Genomic DNA, 17,012 nt, shown 5'->3' with positions numbered 1-17,012 from the left:
TGCCGCGACGGAGCTCCTCAGGTCTCGTACGGCGGCGAAGGCCGGCTCCACACCGCGTCCGACCGGCTGATGATCCGCCGGAGTTCGCGGGCGCTGCGGGGAGGAACGGCCCGCAGCACGGTGTCCAGGAGAGCCCGCGCTTCGAGAGGGTTGCCGCAGCAGTACCAGTGCGCGTCGCCCCACTCGTAGTCGTGCCACAGCGCGCGCTCGGGACGGTGGACGTAGTCCTTCCACAGGCGCACGGCCGCGGTGACGTCCCCTGGCCGCAGATAGTTGCGGGTCCGCTCCAGGCGGGCGATGTCGGCGAGTGCGTGCGAGGACAGGCCGTCGATGCCGCCGATGACCGGCCTCGCGTCCGGTGTCCGGCGACGGTGGACGCCGCCCCGGACACGCCCCGGCCGTCTACGCGGCATGGCCCTTTCGGTTCGTCGTCATGCCGGACATGGTGCCACGGTCCCGAACGACGCCGGACGAAATCGGACGACGCATCGAACTCGCGGGCGGGGCCGGGGCGGTGGCCGGTGTGCGGGGCTTGGTGTGGTTGCGGATCAGGAGGCAGGCGAGCAGACCGGCCGTCAGGACCGCGACGGGCAGGGCCGCCGTGCTGTGCAGGGTGGAGAGGAACGCGGCGGAGTAGCTCCGACCGGCCGAGACCCCGGCGGAGAGCTGCCCCTGCACGAGGGCGCCGACAGCCGCGGCACCGATGACCGATCCGATCTGGCGGACGGTGTTGTTGACGCCGGAGGCGGCACCGGCGAGCCGGGGCGGCACGTTGCGCATGGCCTCGGTGGTCATCGGGGCGACGATGCATCCGACGCCGAGCCCGGTGAGCAGGGTGGCGGGGACGAACGCGTACCAGGAGGTGGCGGGCCCCGCGATCAGGGCGATGGCGAGGATTCCGGACGCGTACAGGGCCAGCCCGGTGATCAGCAGGTACTTGCCGCCGATCCGGTCGGACATGCGTCCGGCGAACGGGCCGAGGGCCATCGACACCAGGGAGGAGGGGGCCAGCACCAGCCCGGCCTTCATCGCGCTCATGTGCAGGACGGACTGGAGGTAGAGGTTGAACGGCAGCACCAGCCCCAGCATGGCGATCGAGACGAGTCCGACCAGCACGGTCATCACGGTGAAGTTGCGGTCCTTGAAGAGCGCGAAGGGCACGAGCGGCTCACGGTCCTGCCGGCCGCGCTGGTGCAGCAGGAACCCGACGGCCAGGACCGCGCCCGCGGCGAGCAGTGCCCGGATGCCCGGACCCCACTGGTAGCGCTCGCCCTCCTGGAGACCGAACGCCAGGCAGAACAGGGTGGCGGTGGCGAGGAGAACGCCCGTCAGGTCGAAGCGGTGGGCACGGGAGGGGCGGATGTCGGGGACGACCAGGAACGTGAGGGCGAGCGCGACGATCCCGATCGGTACGTTCACCAGGAAGATCCAGCGCCAGCCCACGGCCGAGACCAGTACGCCCCCCAGGGTCGGCCCGGACAGGGTGGCCAGGCCCGCGACCGTGCCCCAGACGCCGAGCGCGGAACCGCGCCGCGAGGCCGGGAAGACGGACACGATCAGGGTCATCGTCTGCGGTACGAGGAGGGCGGCACCCAACCCCTGCACGGCTCGGGCGGCGATCAGGGCCGCCGCGTCCGGGGCGAATCCGCAGGCGACGCTCGCCAGGGTGAAGACGACCAGGCCCGCGGCGAACAGGTTGCGCGGGCCGCGCATGTCGCCGAGCCGGCTCGCGGTGATCAACAGGACGGAGAGCGCCAGCGCGTAGGCACTGACCACCCACAGGGTCTGGTCGAGCGAGGCTCCCAGGCCGTTGATCATGTTGGGGATCGCGATGTTCACGATCGTCAGGTCCAGCAAAGTCATGAAGAACCCGAGCGAGAGCGTCGCCAGGACTGCCCAGGGGTTCCCGCGCCACTTGAGCACGACCGTCTCCTTCAACCGTCGATGGCCGGATGTCCCGGCGCCTGCTTCCGAAGCTAACGCATCTTCATAGATGCATCAAGATAGATGTATTGATTTGGATGCATCTCTCGAAGATGTATCGACCCCGATGTAATGTGGTGGCATGGATGGAGTCGAGCTGTTCTTGCTGGGACGAACTCTCATGAAGATCGGGGAAGGCGCGATGCCCGAGCCGGAGGGCGGCGCGGCCCGTTACGGCGGTGGGGTGCGCTCCGTCCTCATCGTGGTGAGCGACCTGACCGCCCACCCCGACAGCGCGGTCGGCGAGATCGCGGCCCGCACCGGCCTTCCGCAGAGCCAGGTCTCCACGGCGGTGGCCCGGCTGAAGGAGGCCGGCGCCGTGGTCACCGGCCCCGACCCCGCAGACCGCCGCCGCCTCCTGGTCCGGCAGTCCTCCCGCCCCTCCGACCGGATGGCCCGGATCAGGGCCACTTCCATCGAGGGCGCGCTGGCCGACGCACTCGGTGACGATCCCGAGGGGCTCAAGGAAGTCACCGAGGCCCTGGACGTGCTGGCCCGCCATCTGTCCCCGCAGGTCCGGTCCCGCAAGCGGAGCTGACGGCCGGCCCGGCTGCTCCGACCCGTACACCGAACGGTGCAGCGGGCCCGGACGACGACACCGTCCGGTGTACGACCGGATGTCCGCATCGGGAGGACGCGGCCGCCTCCACCCCCTCCGTAGGTTCTGGATCACCGGAAACGACACCGAGGAGGACGGCATGACGGCGACGAACACGGCACCGGCAGCGGGGGTACGGGCCCCGCTCACCCTGATCGGCATCGGGGCCCTGGCGATGGCTGCGGTGGAGACGCTCAACCCGGAGTACGACCTGGTGAGCGAAACCCTCAGCCGGTACGTGCACGGCACGGCCGGCTGGCTGCTCCCGGCGGCGCTGCTGGCCGCCGGCGCCGCCTCCGCCGTACTCGCGGTACGACTCGGCGCCGGGACCCGGCGAACGGAACGGGCGGGCCGGGCGGCGCTGGTGGTGTGGACGGCCGGCATCCTGGTCGCGGCCCTCTTCCCGGCGGACCCGCCCGGCCACTGGACCCGCCCCTCCCTCTCCGAACTCGTCCACGGCAGCGCCGCGTTCCTCGCCTTCGCCGCCCTGCCGGCCGCCGCCGTGCTGCTCCGCGGGACGCTCACGACCCTCAGGCCCGGCCTGCGCACGGCCCTGAACACCCTCACCGCGGCCTCGGTCACGGCGACGGCGGCGCTCGCGGTCCTCCTGGCCGACGTGATGGACGGCGGTCCGTCGCTGGGGCTGGGCGGTGTCCCGACGTTCGTCGGTCTCGTCGAACGCCTGGTACTCGCCGCCGACTTCGGGTGGATCGCGCTCGCCGCAGCAGCGGCGGGCGCCCGCATCGAGCGGGGGCGGGACCGTCGTGCATGATCGGCGCATGGACCGACTCGCCGTCCCCGCCCCCGCCAACCCCCGCGCGGCCCGGCTCGTCGACCGGTCCCTCGCGGCCGGCACCGCCGTCGCCGTCCTGGCCGGCACCGCCCGGCTCGGCGGCCGGCTGGACGCCGCGGGAGCCCTGCCGCTCGCCCTGTGGCTGGGCCTGCTCCTGCTGGCGCGCCGCCGGTGGCCGATCGCCGTGCTGCTGCTGAGCGTGCAGGCCGTCGTCGTGTTCCGCACCTCCGGGCTCACCGACGCCGGCTGGGTGTGGCCGGTCTCCGCCGCGTACGCCACCCTGGCCGCCGACGACCGGCCCGGCCGCCCCGGCCTCCCGTGGGCGGCCGGGATCGGCCTGGCGGAACTGGCCTTCGCCGCGACCTGGGAGACGTACAACGGCGGTGCCACCCCGCGCGAGGTCCTCGGTTCCCTCGGCGCCGAGGCCCTGTGGCTGGCGGTGCTCCTCGCCGCCGCGACCGCCTACCGCAACCGCCTCCGCTGGCGCGCCGAACTCGACGAAGGGCTGCTGCGGGCCGTACGGGAACGGGACCAGGAGACCGGCCGGCGGATCGCGGAGGCCCGCCTGGAGATCGCCCGCGAACTGCACGACGTCGTCGGGCACACCCTCACCGTCGTCGGAATCCAGCTCCGGGTCGCGGCGGAGGCCCTGGACGACTCACCGGAGGAGGCGCGGGCCGCGCTCACCACGGCCCAGCAGATCCGTACCGAGGCCGTACGGGACCTGCGCGCGCTCGTCCACGTGCTGCGCGCGCCGGGGGAGGCCCCGGAAGATCCCGCGGCCGGAGTCCCCGAGGTCGCGGCGCTCGTCGACCGGATGCGGTCGGCCCAACTGGACATCCGGCTGGAGACGTCCGGTGACCTCGCCGCCGTTCCCGCACCGGTCTCCCTCGCCGTCCACCGGATCGTGCAGGAAGCCCTCACCAACACGGTCCGCCACGCAGGGGCGTCACGGGCCGACGTGGCCGTCCGGTGCGGCCTCGGGCGGGTGGAGGTGAGCGTCACCGACGACGGCCGGACCCCGGCGGAGACATCGCGGGCGGCAGGGCACGGGGTGCGCGGGATGGGTGAGCGGGTCCGGGCGCTCGGCGGCGACTTCCGCGCCGGACCGCGCGGCGACGGCGACGGCTGGCTCGTGCGGGCCGCCATCCCTGTGCCAGGCTTCCGCCCATGACGATCAAGGTGCTCCTCGCCGACGACCAGTCCCTGGTACGGGCCGGATTCAGCAGCCTCCTCGCCCGCGCCGAGGACATCGAGGTCGTCGGCGAGGCGGGCACGGGCGACGAGGCCGTCCGCACGGCCCGCGCCGTCCGCCCCGACGTCGTCCTCATGGACATCCGCATGCCCGGCACGGACGGCCTCACCGCCACCCGGACGATCGTCGGGGACCCCGGACTGACGGACTGCCGGGTCATCGTCCTCACCACCTTCGAGACCGACGAGTACGTCTTCGCGGCCCTGCGCGCCGGCGCGAGCGGCTTCCTCACCAAGGAGACCGAACCGGACGACCTGCGCCAGGCCGTCCGGTCGGTGGCGGCCGGCGACGCGCTGCTCTCCCCGGGCGCGACCCGACGGGTGATCGGGCAGTTCGCGCAACGCCCGGCGGCCCCCACCGACACCGCCGAACGGCTCGCCGTACTCACCGCCCGGGAACGCGAGGTGACCCGCCTGATCGCGACGGGCCTGTCCAACGACCAGATCGCCGCAGAACTCTTCATCAGCCCGCTCACCGCCAAGACCCACGTCACCCGCGCCATCGCCAAGCTGGGCGTCCGCGACCGCGCCCAACTGGTGATCCTCGCGTACGAGACGGGCCTGGTCCGCGCCGGCGGCCAGGCCGAGTCCGCATAACGTCCCCGCCTGCCCTGCACGATGAGGAGGAAAAGGGGCTGAGGGACGACCCTGCCCCGTGCTTGCATGGGTGCCATGGTGTCTGCTGAGCGTTTGCTCGCCTTCGCGGCTATGTCGTTCCTGCTGATCGTGATCCCCGGGCCCAGCGTGCTGTTCGTGATCGGGCGGGCACTGGCGCAGGGGCGCCGGGCCGCGCTGACCACGGTGGTGGGGAACACGTTGGGCGCTTACGTGCTCATCGTGGCCGTGGCACTCGGGGTCGGGTCGATCGTGGAACGGTCCGTCCTGGTCTTCACGGCGCTGAAGCTGGCCGGTTCCGCCTACCTGGTGTATCTGGGCGTCAAGGCGTGGCGGCAACGTGGCGCGCTTCAGGGCGCGTTCACCGGCGGCAAGGCCGCGCAGGGTGGCTTGCGCACGTTGTGGGAGGGGTTCGCGGTCGGGGTGGCCAACCCCAAGACCATCGTGTTCTTCGCCGCTGTGCTGCCGCAGTTCGTCGACCGCGCCCAAGGGCACATCGTGGTTCAGATGCTGCTCCTCGGGCTGGTCTTCAACGCCATCGCGGTGACCTGCGACAGCGCGTGGGGACTGGTCGCGGCCACCGGACGGGACTGGTTCGCCCGCTCACCCCGGCGACTCTCTCTGGTCGGGGGAGTGGGCGGGCTCACGATGATCGGTCTTGGTCTCACCGTCGCCGTGACAGGACGCAAGGACTGAGCCCGTACAGCGAGACCGGGGCGATATCGGCGAATCCTGGCGAATCGTAACCCGGAGTGTACGATCGTACGCTCCACCCTCTACGCTCTCCCCATGCAGACGGACCACTTCGCACAGGACCCCCGCACCAACCTCGAACGCATGCTGGCGGGCGACCTCTACATCGCCGACGACCCCGAGATCGCCGACCGCCAGCAGCAAGCCGTACGCCTGGCCGCCCGCTACCAGGCCGCCTACACCGAAGACGCGGGCGCGGCCCGGCCCCTCCTCGCCGAACTCCTCGGGTCGGTGGGGGACGAGGTCCACGTCAGGCCGCCGCTGTACGTGGACTACGGGAGCAACATCACGATCGGGGCGCGTACCTTCGTCAACTACAACCTGACCGCCCTGGACGTCGCGGCCATCACCATCGGCGAGGACTGCCAGATCGGCCCCAACGTCCAGCTGCTCACCCCGACGCACCCCCTGGAGCCGCAACCCCGCCGCGACAAGCTGGAAGCGGCCCAGCCGATCACCATCGGCGACAACGTATGGATCGGCGGAGGCGCGATCGTCCTCCCCGGCGTGACCATCGGGGACAACTCCGTCATCGGCGCCGGCGCCGTCGTCACCAAGGACATCCCCGCGGACGTCGTCGCCGTCGGCAACCCCGCCCGCCCCGTCCGCACCCTCTGAGGCCGCGACGACCATGGCCACCGGACACACCGATCCGCAGCGTCGCGAACGCATCCTCACCGCCACGCTCGACCTCATCGCCGAGGAAGGCACCGCCGGTGTCTCCCACCGGAAGATCGCCGCGCGCGCAGAAGTTCCCCTGGGCTCGATGACCTACCACTTCAGCGGGATCGACGAGGTGCTCCGGGAGGCGTTCCGCCACTTCACCGAGCACGTGGTCGCGCTGTTCGACACGCACCTCGCCGCTCCGGCCGACCGGGACCAGGCCGGAGAAGCGGTGGCCGACCTCATCCACGCACTGTCCGACGGAAGCCGGCGCGACCTCGTCCTCACCCAGGAGCTCTACACCCTCGCCGCCCGGCGGCCCTCCTATCGGGAACTCACCCACGAATGGATGACCCGCAGCCGAGGCCACCTGGAGAAACACTTCGACCCGGACACGTCCCGCCAACTCGACGCCCTCATCGAGGGGTTGACCCTCCACCGGGCCCTGGCCACGGAACCCCACGACCGCACGCTCACCCTCGACGCCGTCAAGCGCATCACCGGGCCCTCCGGGACGACCACCTGAGGCCGCTCCCGAGGATCACCGGCATCCGGATCGAGCGGGGTGAATCCTTCTGTGCCCGCCGCGCCTCTCATAGGCGTGCGGACGACCGCGTCCGCCCCGTGCTCACCAGGAGGACCACATGACCACCGTCATCATCGCCGCCGCGGCCGGCGCGCTGCTGCTGTGCGCGTGCACCGTCACGCTGCTGCGCCGCCGGAGGCGTCAGCGTGGCTGACCACACCTGGCCCGGCGCGACTTTGGTCGCCGCGGCGCAACGCGGCGACGTCGAGGCGCTCACCTCGTTGGTGTACGGCTCCTACCCGCACGTGCACCGGTTCGCGCACACGCTGTGCGCCACACCCCAGGACGCCGAGGACGCCGCCCAGGAAGCGCTGATCATCCTCTACCGCAAGATCGGCATGCTGCGCGCCTCCGGGGCGCTGGCATCGTGGATGTTCCGGATCGTCCGCAACGAGTGCCTGCGCCGCACCCGAGCCCTGCTCCACCGCGTACCGGCCGACGAACACGACCGGCTCGGCACGCCGGACCGGTTCGACGCGTTCGGGGGCACCGCGCGGTCCGCCGAGGAGGACGTCCTGCTGCGCCTGGAAGCCGAACGCGTCGCGGCCGCCGTCGCGACCCTGCCCATGGACCAGCGGCGGGTGCTGGTCATGCGGGACATCCAGGGCCTGCCCGGCCGCACCGTCGCCGACCGGCTCGGACTGAGCACCGCCGCGATGAAGTCCCGCCTGCACCGGGCCCGTTCGGCAGTACGCGAGGCACTGAGCGAGGAACCGGCCGTGACGAGGGGAACCGACAACGATGACGTCTGACTCGACCACGGCGCCAGCGCGCGGCGGTTTCGCCAGCGACAGCGTCCCGCGCCATCTGGCCCGCGGCGCCGTCGGGTTCGGTGCGCTCGTAGGGTCCCTGGCCCTGTTGCCGGCCGTCGGCCCGGCGAGTCTGCTGCTCGCGCCCGTCGGCCTGGTCGCACTGCGCGGCTGCCCGATGTGCTGGGCGATCGGCCTCGTGGAGACCGTCTCGGCCGGGCGGCTGCGTCGGTCCTGCGTGGACGGGAGGTGCGAACTGACCCACGCCAAGTCCCAGGGGCCGGCGTCGAAGCGATCCCGGGTCGCGGATCACGGCGAGTGATGCGACCGGCCGGGCACGGAAGGGGCGGGAACCCGGGTACCCGCCCCTCCCCGCCCCTCCCCGTCCTTCCCAGCCCTTCCCCGCCTCTCCGCCCGAGCGTCCGAGCCCCGCGGTGCCGTCGGCGCTGCCGATGGGCGGTGCGGGTAATCCGAAAGAGCGAGAGGGCTCTTGAAACCCTGCCTCTACCTGCCATCCTGAACCTGGCCCCGCCGCACCCCCGTCGGCCGGACCACCCCGGGGAGGTCTCCGATGACATGCGGAAACTGTGGCGCGGCAGCCACCCAGGGCCCTGACGGGTCCTGGACCTGCAGCAACCAATGCGGCTGGTCGTCCAACTCTCCCGGACCCGCCATGACCCCGGAGATCACCACCACGCGCTGTCGAGGCTGCGGCGCCGAGGTGCACGGCCTCAACGGCCGGTACGCGTGCGGACTGTGCAGCTGGTCCAACCACTGGGACGAAGGCCACCAGCCGCTCCCCGCCGCGGGCAACATCCCCAGGGACACGAACAACCTGCAGTGAGTCGAAGTCCTCGACGCGTTCGCCATGGCAACGCCTTGGTTCACCATGCTCACGACCGGACAGCTGGTCGAGTACACCATTTCCCACAAGACGCCGACGAAGTGGACGCGTAAGGACGTCCGCCCCACCGGTTGGGGCAACCTCACCGCGATCACCGTCGGATCGTGCGCGAAGAACGGAACGACGGGCCCGAACTCCGCGTGGACGGTACGTGGAGAAGAGCCGCTCAGGACCCGCGCGCAGCGTGACCGACCTCCGCCATCCGCACCCCGGCCGGGCAGGCGAGGCCCCCGACTGCCGCCGATATCCTGCGTGACATGGTCAACTCATATGCGGGTGCGAGCCTTGACGATGCCGGGGTCGCGATCGCCGCGGCACATGCCGGCGCGGACGTCGTGCGGAGCATGTACGGCCGGCGGCTCACCCGCATCGACAAGGGCGCCGGGGATTTCGCCACCGCCGCCGATGTGGAGGCCGAGAAGGCGATTCTCGGTGTCATCCGGGCCGCCCGGCCCGATGACGCCGTGCTCGGCGAAGAGGGCGGACACCAGGGTGCCGCCCGGGCCGCGCGCCAGTGGTTGGTCGACCCCTTGTGCGGCACGCTGAACTACGCGGTCGGCAACATGCTGGTGGCCGTCAACGTGGCGCTGCGCGACGGTGCGGCAGCGGTGGCCGACCCGTTCTCTGGCGAGGTCTTCTTCACCGACGGGGAGACCGCCTGGGTGCGGCACGACGGCGCCGATGCGCAACTGACGCCCACACCCGCCACCCGACTCGTGGATGTCAATCTGGACCCGCCGTTCCCCGGCGCGCCCGGCTTCCGGGCTGTGGAACTGCTGGCCCGGCCCGGGTTCGTGGAACATTTCCGGCCCCGAGTCGTATCCACGACGCTGGCGTTGGCCTGGGTCGCCGCCGGCAAGCGCGCCGCGTACGTCACCGACGGCGGAGACCTGTCCGGCAGCGTCCATTTCGCCGCCGGCATCGCTCTGTGCCGGGCCGCCGGCTGCGCGGTCACCGGGATCGACGGCTCCCCGGTCGGACCGGCGGGCCGCGGCCTGGTCGCGGCCGCCGACGGCGAAACCCACCAACTGCTGATGTCGATGATCCGCAGCGGAAGCCGGCACCGCGCCTGACGGAGAGGCCAACCGCTCGCGCCTACTTGCTCCGCACTTTCCCGAGCGCGTCGGGGTCTTCCTCCAGCGCGGTGGCCGCGGCCTTCCAGCCGGTGTCCTCGGGGTAGAGAGCGCTGCGCAGGAAGGCCGTGGTGAGCCGCTGGACCAGGGCGACCCGGGCGGGGCTCTCGTCCGTCGTCTCGGCGACCTCGTATCCGGGGATGCCGCCGAGCGAGTGCTCGGCTCCGAACAGCGTGAGCAGGCTCTTGTTTCCCGGGCTGCAGGTGTAGGGGTCGGTGAACCAGTCCGGTCCGCGCGTGGACAGGTGGGACTGGTCGCTGTCACCGGCGACTATGAGGGCCGGTGCGGTCATGGTGTCGAAGGGCGGCCGCATGAAGGGGAAGTGCTCGGCGGCGAACGGGGTCAGGTCGTCGCCGAGACCGGCCATGGCGAGCAGCACACCCGCTTTGACGCGGGGGTCGGACATGTCCTCGCCGGGTACGGCGTCGGAGTCCAGGACGCGTGCGCCCAGCAGCGTGCTCGCCGTCTGGGCTCCCCAGGAGTGCCCTGCCACGGCGATGCGGTCGCGGTCGAGGCGCCCGGCGAGACCCGGCACGGAGGCTTCCAGAAGGCCGAGTCCGTCCAGCACGCGCTTGAGGTCGTCGATACGCAGACGCCAGATCAGCGGCGTACGGGGATCCTCCGCGGGGAGCCCGAGCGTCCTGGGGTCGAGATGGGTGGGCGGCAGGGCCGCGACGCAGGGGGCACCGGTTTCGAGGCGCCTCCCTCGCGCGCGACGACGCCGCGGCGGACGTCGTCCACCTCGCCCGCGGAATCGAGGTGCTGCCGGCCGGCCGGCGAGACCAGCACGTCTCCGGTCTGATCCTCGCCTTCACCATCACCGGCATCGAGGCCGAGGAGAAGCGGCTGCGCGCCGAGGGTGTCGAGATCACCATGCCGCTGCGCGAGGAGCCCTGGGGCGAACGCCTCTTCCAGATCACCGACCCCAACGGCGTGATCGTCCAGTTCGTCGAGTGGGTCACCCCGTCCGGACCCGAGTACGCCTGACAACCGCACCGCATCCCCGGCGAGGCGGCCGAGGTGCGGGCGTACCCGGCCTCACCGGCCGCTCCGTGCGGTTCACCTCGGTGCTCGCGAGGGACGGGCGCGTGCGACGATCGGGGTGGAGCGGCTGGGTGGAGGCCGAACCTTCCCAGGAGTGGAGTCGGATGAAGGACGACGAGATACGCGCGGGTTTCGACGGCCGTGCCCGCGTCAGGGTGAATCCTGACCGCGACACCGCCTCGAATCGGCGCCGGATCGAGGAGATCGCCCACGCGCTCGGCTACCGACTGCTCGCGACCGAGAAGGCCGGCGAGTTCGGTATCCGCTTCGTCTACGAACGTGACGACGCCCCGATCGCCCGCCGCCGCGCCGAGTTGACCATCGGCCGGCTGCGTGTGGGTGGTCCGCTGCTGCCGGCGGTGGAGCCGCCGCCGCCTCCGCCACCGGGTCCGCCGCCACCGGCCCCGTCGCAGGCCCGGCCCCGGCAGCCCAGCCGTCCTCGGTGGGGGGAGCCGCCTCCGCCACCCCCGCCCGCCACCGAGGCTCCGGCCCGACCACGCTTCCCACCCCCGCCACCGGGCCCCCCGCCTCCGCCACCCCCACCACCCGTCGCCCCAGCCCCTTGACGGCGTTCACCGGCGCCGGAGCCGCTGGGCGACTCCATGAACCGGGCGTGTCAGGCCACCGTCCCGGCGACTCCGGTGCGGCCCTCCGGGACGCCGACGATCGTGACAATGACCTGCTCGCGCACGGCCTCGCCGAGTACGTCCGCCATCGCGTCGGTGGTGGCGGCGACCAGGCGGGCGGGAGCGTCAGGGATCTCGGGTACGTGATAGGCGGCTTCGCGCATGCTGAGGGTGACGAGAGGCGCGTCGCCCTCGGCCGGGTTGCCGCCGATGCCCCGACGGTGCTGCGGGATGCCGATCAGATCCACTCCGACGAGGCGGCGGAACTCCGCGCCGTAGACGGAGCCGACCGCGTCGGTCAGGGCGCTGATCAGCTTCGGTTCCACCGTCCCGTCCAGGGATTCTTCGCGGATGTGCACGCTGAAGTGCGGCATGGTGGCAACTCCGTTCAGGTCGTTTGTACGATGAGGGGAGCTTGCTTTGCATGCAAAGTAAAACACCTTTGATGGCAAAGGTAAATAGGGAGAGGTGCGCAATGTCAGGGCCCAGGGCGTACGACGCCGCAGAAGGCGGCGAGCGCGAGGTCGATGATGCCGTCCGGGCCCTGCTGCTGCTCATGCCTCGGATGGTGGGCAGAGTCAAGAAGATCCCTGTGCCGGAGGCGCTGCAGTCCTTCGCACTGGCGCCACGCCACCTCTCCCTGCTCTCCTACCTGCTCTTCGACGGGCCGATGACCGTGAACGAACTGGCGGCCCGGCTGCAGGTCGCGCCGACGACGGTGAGCCTGCTGGTCGGCGACCTGAGCAGGAAGGGAATCCTGGACCGGCGTGAGGACGAGGCGGACCGACGCCGTCGGATCATCGGCATCGCGGCCGACCAGCAACCCGCGATCACTGCCTGGCTGGCCCCGGGTGCGACTGCGTGGCGCAAGGCGTTGGCCCCGCTGACACCGGATCAGCGGCAGCTGTTCGTCGACACACTGCTCGCTTACGAAGCCGCGGTCGGCGGTGCGGAACAAGGCTGAGCCGAGCCCGTGGAGGATGCCTCGCAGGCGGAGCCGGTCTGCCACCGGCCGCGGTCCGCACGCCCGTGATCCGTGATCTGCCGGCAGGGAGAGAGAGTTTCAGCGTGAGGACTGAAGAAGACACGCCGCTCGCTGAACGGGTGCTTCTGGTTGAGAGCCGTGCCAACAAGGAAGCCCTGGCGGCTTTTGGTCACGGTTTCACCCGACGGTCTGCGAACGAGGAGGCGCTCTTCCTCTCGTTCAACTACGCGGACGTACCCGTGGGCAGAACATTCGATTGCTGTTTTCGGCGCGTGGACGAGAGCGACGTCGTCCGGGTGAAGGTCACCGTCATATCCGTCACCCAGCAGTTCGGGGTCGGATGGGACGAGATCCCGCACGGTTGGAAGACGCTCACCCTTCTGAGGTTCGAGCCGGAGGTTCCCTCGCTGATCAGAGACCTGCCAGAGGCTTCCAGCTGGTATGAGCACCCCATCTCCGTCTTCATCTCGGACAGTGCCGCGCGGGAAGCGCGAATCGCCAACGGCTCACGATCGATGTGAAGGCCGGGCCACCATCCAGTACGTGACTGAGTGATGGGCTTGGTGGGGTCGCCCCGCGGGCGGGCTCCGCGGGGCGCCGAGGCGGTACAGGCGATGCGCGCAGGCGACCGCGGCGGCAGGCGACCAGGGCAGCAGGCGACCGGGGCAGCAGGCGGCATGTGCCTCAGATCCGGAGTGCTCCGGGGAACGCGCCGTGCCCGACGCCCGGTGCGGTGAGGGCCAGCCAGCCGTGGCCGCGCACCTCGGTGTCCGGGGCGACGTCGTCGGGGTCGACCGAGAGGTACCCGCAGGCGGAGCGGGCGCCCGCGGTCCCCGCGTTGGACGGGGCCTCGTCGTACTCGGGGTCGAACTCCGGGTCGTCGACCGCCAGGGTCTCCCACGGCAGCGGGTCGCCCTCCCATTCGGGGACGCTCTCGGCGGCGTACTGACGGATCACCAGGCCGTTCTCGGCGACGATCCACAAGTCGGAGCCGCCGGCGTCGTCCAGGAAGAAGAACTGGGCCTGGCCGCAGTGGAGACTGACCCGCTCGACCGTCTCGATCATGCCGTCCCAGAAGTCGCCGACGAGCTCGTCGAAGGGACCGAAGACCAGGCGCCAGCCGTTCAGCTCCGGGGTGACGAAGGCCCGCCCCACAGAGCGGTCGGCGCCGTCCGGCCCAGGTACCTGGATCATCTGGCCCTCTGCCGCCTCCACGCCGGCGGAGGCCGTGACGGGCCGCCGGTCGTGCAGGTCCAGAGCCTCGAAGACACCCTCGTACGACGCCCCGGGCACGGCCATCCACCAGCCGCTGAGGATCGCCGACGGAAGCGTCGGGACCCCCTCGTCCAGGATCTTCACCCGTATCAGCCGCTCGATCGCTGCCCGGTCACGGTCGTCGAGCGCGTCGGCACCGCCGCCCTCCACCAGCGCCGCCATCGCGCCCCGCCGGATCTTCGGGGACACGGCAGGGTCGCGACGCAGGGAGCGCAGTCGCGGCCCGAAGGAATCGTGCAGCAGGCGGGCGTAGTCGGATGCCTTGTAGGGGACGAGGCGGCCCCGGGCGAAACTGCCCACCAGGGCCATCAGCCCGGCCTCGGAGTCCACCCGCAGCCTGACGAGCCCCTGGAAGCCCCTGCCTGAACTTCCGTGGTCCGGATCGGCCGCCAGGGCCGCGTACTGGCCGGCGGAACGCTCGTCGAACACCCCGAGGAACCGCCCCGCCTGCCAGTCCGGCACCTCCTTGCGCCGCCAGGCCGCCAGTACGACGTCGAACGCGGGCGGCCCGATGTGCCGCAACGCCCGCATGACCGGCTGGAGACCGGCGGTCCCGTTCACACCGGCCACGCCGCGCAGCAGTTCCGGCACCACGCTGTCGGCCTGCTCCGCCAGCTGTGCGGCGGCGGCCTCCACACGCGCGGCGTCGTTGCTGCCCAGGTCCTTGAGAAGCGATTCGATCTTCATGCCGCAGCACAGTAGCCCCAGCCACTGACAGCGCCCCGCGGGGCCGTGGGGCGCAGCCAGGAGGCCGGAAGGCGAGACACCCTGCCCCGCCCGCCCATTCGCGTGACCTCTACCATCATGTGGCGTTTCGTCGTCGGACGCCGATGCCTGACCGGTCGTGTCCGCCGCCCAACGCCCACGACTCCGCCGCACGGCGATGGAGTCGGGTATCGAGCAACCGAGGAAAGGAACGTTCATGCGGGCTCGGAGCATCGGTGCGGCCGCCGCGACAGCATTGGCGCTGGTGGCGGCCCGCGACCTCGTCCAGAAGAAGCACGCACTGCTCAGGAACTTCCCCGTGATCGGGCACGCCCGGTACCTGCTGGAGACGATCGGGCCGGAACTGCGCCAGTACGTCGTGACGTCCAACGAGGAAGAGCGCCCGTTCAGCCGTGACCAGCGCACCTGGATCTATGCGTCGGCGAAGGAAGAGAACAACTACTTCGGGTTCGGAACCGACGTGGACGTCGAGCACGTGCAAGGGCACGCGTACGTGAAGCAGCGGACGTTCGCCGGCACGCTGCCCGATCTGCACGACCCGCAGGCCCCGCTGCCCTCGGCCAAGGTGCTGGGCGGCCCGCGCGGGCGCGTCAAGGCGTTCCGGCCGGCGAGCGTCGTGAACATCTCGGCGATGAGCTTCGGATCGCTGTCCGGCGCGGCCGTCACGGCGCTCAACAAGGGCGCGGCGCTGGCCGGCGCGATGCAGAACACGGGCGAGGGCGGCCTCTCGCCGTACCACCGCAACGGTGGTGACCTCATCCTCCAGATCGGGACGTCGTACTTCGGCTGCCGCAACGAGGACGGCACCTTCAGCCTCGACAAGCTCAAGGACGTGGTCGCGAGCGCCCCGGTCAAGGCGATAGAGATCAAGCTCTCCCAGGGCGCCAAGCCGGGGCTCGGCGGGATGCTGCCGGGCGCGAAGGTGACCCCCGAGATCGCCGGGATCCGCGGCATCCCGGCCGGCAAGGACTGCGCCTCCCCCTCCCGGCACACCGCGTTCCACGACGTCGACTCGATGCTCGACTTCGTGGAGCTGCTCGCCACCGAGACCGGTCTGCCGGTCGGGATCAAGAGCGCCGTGGGGGAGATGAGCTTCTGGCAGGAACTGGCCACGCTGATGGCGCGAGGCGATCGCGGGGTCGACTTCGTGACCATCGACGGGGGCGAGGGCGGCACCGGGGCTGCACCCCTGATCTTCACCGACTCGGTGTCGCTGCCGTTCCGGATGGGATTCTCCCGCGTCTACAGCACCTTCGCCGAGCGGGGTCTGACCGACGACATCACCTTCATCGGTTCCGGCAAGCTCGGCCTGCCCGAGAACGCCGCCGTCGCCTTCGCCCTGGGGGTCGACATGATCAACGTCGCCCGTGAGGCCATGCTGTCCATCGGCTGCATCCAGGCGCAGAAGTGCCACACCGACAAGTGCCCCACCGGCATCGCCACCCAGGACCCGTGGCTGGTGCGCGGCATCGACGCGCCCTCGAAGGCCACCCGGGCCGCTGTCTACCTGCGCACCCTGCGCAAGGAGCTGCTGAAGGTCTCGGGAGCCGTCGGCGTCGCCCACCCGGCACTCATCACCACCACCGACATCGAGATCATGAACGGCGACTACGACGCCCGCACCCTGGCGAGCGTCTACGGCTACAAGGACGGCTGGGGCGAACTCGGCCCGGAGCTCGCCCAGGAGATCACCGCGCTGCTCACCACCGGACCGGACGCTCCCCACAAGCCTGCCGGCTGACGTCCGACGGGGGGCGGCCATGGGCGGGGATTCCATGGCTGCCCCGAACTCTCCGGCCCAGCACGGTTGATAGCCTCCCGGGATGACTGCGCCTTTCGATCAAGCCGTCCGCGCCCGACTGCAAGCCCCCAACATCTGGTACGTCGGCACCGTGTTCGCCGACGGAGCACCGCAGGTCAGCCCGATGTGGGTGGATCTGGAGGGGGAAGGGGAGCTGACGTTCAACACCTCGGTGGGCCGGGTCAAGGAGGAGAACCTGCGCCGCGACCCCCGCGTCTACCTCTCGCACGCGGACGCCGCCGACCCCTTCGACCGCGTGCAGATCAGTGGTGTGGTGGCCCGCTTCGTCGAGGGCGAGGAGGCACACGACCGCATGGACCGGCTGGCCCGCAAATACCTGGGCGTCGAGCGCTTCGAGTGGATCATGCCGCAGGAGCAGCGGGTCGCGGTGATCGTGCGTCCCGTCAAGGTGCGGCACATCGTCGGGGTGGAGCGGTTCCGGCCGGGCGGCCCCGTCCCCGCGCCCGGACCGGCGTACCCCTCGTGACCTGACCGTCGTCGCCGACACGACGGCCTCGGCCGGA

General features: G+C 71.3%; 20 protein-coding genes and 2 pseudogenes. 17 read left to right on the top strand and 5 right to left on the bottom strand.

From position 1 onward, the window contains the following. Positions 1-17 precede the first annotated feature (17 nt). Positions 18-413 carry a hypothetical protein gene (locus ACFYY1_RS29355; protein ID WP_388590939.1) on the bottom strand — a complete coding sequence of 132 codons (396 nt, stop codon included), beginning with the start codon at positions 411-413 and terminating at the stop codon, positions 18-20. Then, positions 403-1,923, bottom strand: coding sequence for a DHA2 family efflux MFS transporter permease subunit (locus ACFYY1_RS29350; RefSeq protein WP_388590937.1), 1,521 nt, complete (start codon positions 1,921-1,923; stop codon positions 403-405). Before ACFYY1_RS29350 ends, ACFYY1_RS29355 begins: the two co-directional genes overlap by 11 nt. 181 nt (positions 1,924-2,104) lie before the next feature. On the opposite strand from ACFYY1_RS29350, the gene ACFYY1_RS29345 reads away from it, so the two are divergent. The 12 genes from ACFYY1_RS29345 to ACFYY1_RS29290 all read left to right on the top strand — a co-directional run bounded on the left by ACFYY1_RS29345 (position 2,105) and on the right by ACFYY1_RS29290 (position 9,971). Next, positions 2,105-2,521 (top strand): MarR family transcriptional regulator, encoded by a 417-nt coding sequence (locus ACFYY1_RS29345; RefSeq protein ID WP_388590936.1) that lies wholly within the window; start codon positions 2,105-2,107, stop codon positions 2,519-2,521. Positions 2,522-2,681: 160 nt separating this feature from the next. Beyond that, positions 2,682-3,353: a DUF998 domain-containing protein gene (locus ACFYY1_RS29340; protein ID WP_388590935.1), complete on the top strand. Its 672-nt coding sequence runs from the start codon at positions 2,682-2,684 to the stop codon at positions 3,351-3,353. 7 nt (positions 3,354-3,360) lie between these two features. Further along, positions 3,361-4,548: a sensor histidine kinase gene (locus ACFYY1_RS29335; RefSeq protein ID WP_388590934.1), complete on the top strand. Its 1,188-nt coding sequence runs from the start codon at positions 3,361-3,363 to the stop codon at positions 4,546-4,548. Beyond that, positions 4,545-5,225 (top strand): response regulator, encoded by a 681-nt coding sequence (locus tag ACFYY1_RS29330; RefSeq protein WP_388590932.1) that lies wholly within the window; start codon positions 4,545-4,547, stop codon positions 5,223-5,225. Before ACFYY1_RS29335 ends, ACFYY1_RS29330 begins: the two co-directional genes overlap by 4 nt. 75 nt (positions 5,226-5,300) lie before the next feature. After that, the gene (locus tag ACFYY1_RS29325) at positions 5,301-5,939 is read left to right on the top strand and encodes a LysE family translocator (protein ID WP_388590931.1); all 639 of its coding nucleotides are present in this window, start codon (positions 5,301-5,303) and stop codon (positions 5,937-5,939) included. Between the two features lie 93 nt (positions 5,940-6,032). Beyond that, a complete protein-coding gene (locus ACFYY1_RS29320; protein ID WP_388590929.1) occupies positions 6,033-6,614 on the top strand; it encodes a sugar O-acetyltransferase in 582 nt (193 codons plus the stop codon). 13 nt (positions 6,615-6,627) lie between these two features. After that, positions 6,628-7,185 (top strand): TetR/AcrR family transcriptional regulator, encoded by a 558-nt coding sequence (locus tag ACFYY1_RS29315; protein WP_388590927.1) that lies wholly within the window; start codon positions 6,628-6,630, stop codon positions 7,183-7,185. 118 nt (positions 7,186-7,303) lie between these two features. Beyond that, positions 7,304-7,399 carry an LPXTG cell wall anchor domain-containing protein gene (locus ACFYY1_RS29310; RefSeq protein WP_351253291.1) on the top strand — a complete coding sequence of 32 codons (96 nt, stop codon included), beginning with the start codon at positions 7,304-7,306 and terminating at the stop codon, positions 7,397-7,399. Then, positions 7,392-7,997 carry an RNA polymerase sigma factor gene (locus ACFYY1_RS29305; RefSeq protein ID WP_388590925.1) on the top strand — a complete coding sequence of 202 codons (606 nt, stop codon included), beginning with the start codon at positions 7,392-7,394 and terminating at the stop codon, positions 7,995-7,997. The genes ACFYY1_RS29310 and ACFYY1_RS29305 overlap by 8 nt, the downstream gene beginning before the upstream one ends. Next, the gene (locus tag ACFYY1_RS29300) at positions 7,987-8,316 is read left to right on the top strand and encodes a hypothetical protein (protein ID WP_388590924.1); all 330 of its coding nucleotides are present in this window, start codon (positions 7,987-7,989) and stop codon (positions 8,314-8,316) included. The genes ACFYY1_RS29305 and ACFYY1_RS29300 overlap by 11 nt, the downstream gene beginning before the upstream one ends. 351 nt (positions 8,317-8,667) lie before the next feature. Then, positions 8,668-8,838: a hypothetical protein gene (locus tag ACFYY1_RS29295; protein ID WP_388590922.1), complete on the top strand. Its 171-nt coding sequence runs from the start codon at positions 8,668-8,670 to the stop codon at positions 8,836-8,838. A 317-nt stretch (positions 8,839-9,155) separates the two neighbouring features. Next, positions 9,156-9,971, top strand: a complete 816-nt coding sequence (locus ACFYY1_RS29290; protein WP_388590920.1) for an inositol monophosphatase family protein — start codon at positions 9,156-9,158, stop codon at positions 9,969-9,971. A 22-nt stretch (positions 9,972-9,993) separates the two neighbouring features. Here ACFYY1_RS29290 and ACFYY1_RS29285 read toward each other — a convergent pair. Next, positions 9,994-10,692: pseudogene (locus ACFYY1_RS29285) on the bottom strand (alpha/beta hydrolase family protein); the annotation flags it as partial. A gap of 38 nt (positions 10,693-10,730) precedes the next feature. Here ACFYY1_RS29285 and ACFYY1_RS29280 point away from each other — a divergent pair. Next, a pseudogene (locus tag ACFYY1_RS29280) lies at positions 10,731-11,018 on the top strand (VOC family protein); the annotation flags it as partial. A gap of 673 nt (positions 11,019-11,691) precedes the next feature. Here the strand turns inward: ACFYY1_RS29280 and ACFYY1_RS29275 are convergent. After that, the gene (locus ACFYY1_RS29275) at positions 11,692-12,075 is read right to left on the bottom strand and encodes a hypothetical protein (RefSeq protein ID WP_388590918.1); all 384 of its coding nucleotides are present in this window, start codon (positions 12,073-12,075) and stop codon (positions 11,692-11,694) included. Between the two features lie 101 nt (positions 12,076-12,176). Here ACFYY1_RS29275 and ACFYY1_RS29270 point away from each other — a divergent pair, with 101 nt between their 5' ends. Next, positions 12,177-12,665, top strand: coding sequence for a MarR family transcriptional regulator (locus ACFYY1_RS29270; RefSeq protein WP_388590916.1), 489 nt, complete (start codon positions 12,177-12,179; stop codon positions 12,663-12,665). 104 nt (positions 12,666-12,769) lie between these two features. Further along, positions 12,770-13,207 (top strand): hypothetical protein, encoded by a 438-nt coding sequence (locus ACFYY1_RS29265; protein ID WP_388590915.1) that lies wholly within the window; start codon positions 12,770-12,772, stop codon positions 13,205-13,207. A 163-nt stretch (positions 13,208-13,370) separates the two neighbouring features. Here ACFYY1_RS29265 and ACFYY1_RS29260 read toward each other — a convergent pair whose 3' ends face one another. Continuing rightward, on the bottom strand, positions 13,371-14,648 hold the full coding sequence (locus ACFYY1_RS29260; RefSeq protein ID WP_388590914.1) for a hypothetical protein: 1,278 nt from the start codon (positions 14,646-14,648) through the stop codon (positions 13,371-13,373). Positions 14,649-14,883: 235 nt separating this feature from the next. Between ACFYY1_RS29260 and ACFYY1_RS29255 the strand changes: the two genes are divergently transcribed. Then, positions 14,884-16,428 (top strand): FMN-binding glutamate synthase family protein, encoded by a 1,545-nt coding sequence (locus ACFYY1_RS29255; RefSeq protein WP_388590912.1) that lies wholly within the window; start codon positions 14,884-14,886, stop codon positions 16,426-16,428. An 82-nt stretch (positions 16,429-16,510) separates the two neighbouring features. Then, positions 16,511-16,975 carry a PPOX class F420-dependent oxidoreductase gene (locus ACFYY1_RS29250; RefSeq protein WP_388590910.1) on the top strand — a complete coding sequence of 155 codons (465 nt, stop codon included), beginning with the start codon at positions 16,511-16,513 and terminating at the stop codon, positions 16,973-16,975. Positions 16,976-17,012 lie beyond the last annotated feature (37 nt).

The organism is Streptomyces sp. NPDC001890, from assembly GCF_042891445.1.
Taxonomy (GTDB): Bacteria; Actinomycetota; Actinomycetes; order Streptomycetales; family Streptomycetaceae; genus Streptomyces.
This window is presented reverse-complemented; position numbering and strand designations above follow the sequence as displayed.

Excerpts from the sequence above, each read along its gene's own strand:
- ACFYY1_RS29340 (WP_388590935.1), top strand. The coding sequence starts at position 2,682 with ATGACGGCGACGAACACGGCACCGGCAGCGGGGGTACGGGCCCCGCTC.
- ACFYY1_RS29270 (WP_388590916.1), top strand. The coding sequence starts at position 12,177 with ATGTCAGGGCCCAGGGCGTACGACGCCGCAGAAGGCGGCGAGCGCGAG.
- ACFYY1_RS29300 (WP_388590924.1), top strand. The coding sequence starts at position 7,987 with ATGACGTCTGACTCGACCACGGCGCCAGCGCGCGGCGGTTTCGCCAGC.
- ACFYY1_RS29260 (WP_388590914.1), bottom strand. The coding sequence starts at position 14,648 with ATGAAGATCGAATCGCTTCTCAAGGACCTGGGCAGCAACGACGCCGCG.
- ACFYY1_RS29295 (WP_388590922.1), top strand. The coding sequence starts at position 8,668 with ATGACCCCGGAGATCACCACCACGCGCTGTCGAGGCTGCGGCGCCGAG.
- ACFYY1_RS29355 (WP_388590939.1), bottom strand. The coding sequence starts at position 413 with ATGCCGCGTAGACGGCCGGGGCGTGTCCGGGGCGGCGTCCACCGTCGC.
- ACFYY1_RS29315 (WP_388590927.1), top strand. The coding sequence starts at position 6,628 with ATGGCCACCGGACACACCGATCCGCAGCGTCGCGAACGCATCCTCACC.
- ACFYY1_RS29345 (WP_388590936.1), top strand. The coding sequence starts at position 2,105 with ATGAAGATCGGGGAAGGCGCGATGCCCGAGCCGGAGGGCGGCGCGGCC.
- ACFYY1_RS29330 (WP_388590932.1), top strand. The coding sequence starts at position 4,545 with ATGACGATCAAGGTGCTCCTCGCCGACGACCAGTCCCTGGTACGGGCC.
- ACFYY1_RS29325 (WP_388590931.1), top strand. The coding sequence starts at position 5,301 with ATGGTGTCTGCTGAGCGTTTGCTCGCCTTCGCGGCTATGTCGTTCCTG.
- ACFYY1_RS29335 (WP_388590934.1), top strand. The coding sequence starts at position 3,361 with ATGGACCGACTCGCCGTCCCCGCCCCCGCCAACCCCCGCGCGGCCCGG.
- ACFYY1_RS29255 (WP_388590912.1), top strand. The coding sequence starts at position 14,884 with ATGCGGGCTCGGAGCATCGGTGCGGCCGCCGCGACAGCATTGGCGCTG.
- ACFYY1_RS29275 (WP_388590918.1), bottom strand. The coding sequence starts at position 12,075 with ATGCCGCACTTCAGCGTGCACATCCGCGAAGAATCCCTGGACGGGACG.
- ACFYY1_RS29250 (WP_388590910.1), top strand. The coding sequence starts at position 16,511 with ATGACTGCGCCTTTCGATCAAGCCGTCCGCGCCCGACTGCAAGCCCCC.
- ACFYY1_RS29290 (WP_388590920.1), top strand. The coding sequence starts at position 9,156 with ATGGTCAACTCATATGCGGGTGCGAGCCTTGACGATGCCGGGGTCGCG.
- ACFYY1_RS29320 (WP_388590929.1), top strand. The coding sequence starts at position 6,033 with ATGCAGACGGACCACTTCGCACAGGACCCCCGCACCAACCTCGAACGC.
- ACFYY1_RS29310 (WP_351253291.1), top strand. The coding sequence starts at position 7,304 with ATGACCACCGTCATCATCGCCGCCGCGGCCGGCGCGCTGCTGCTGTGC.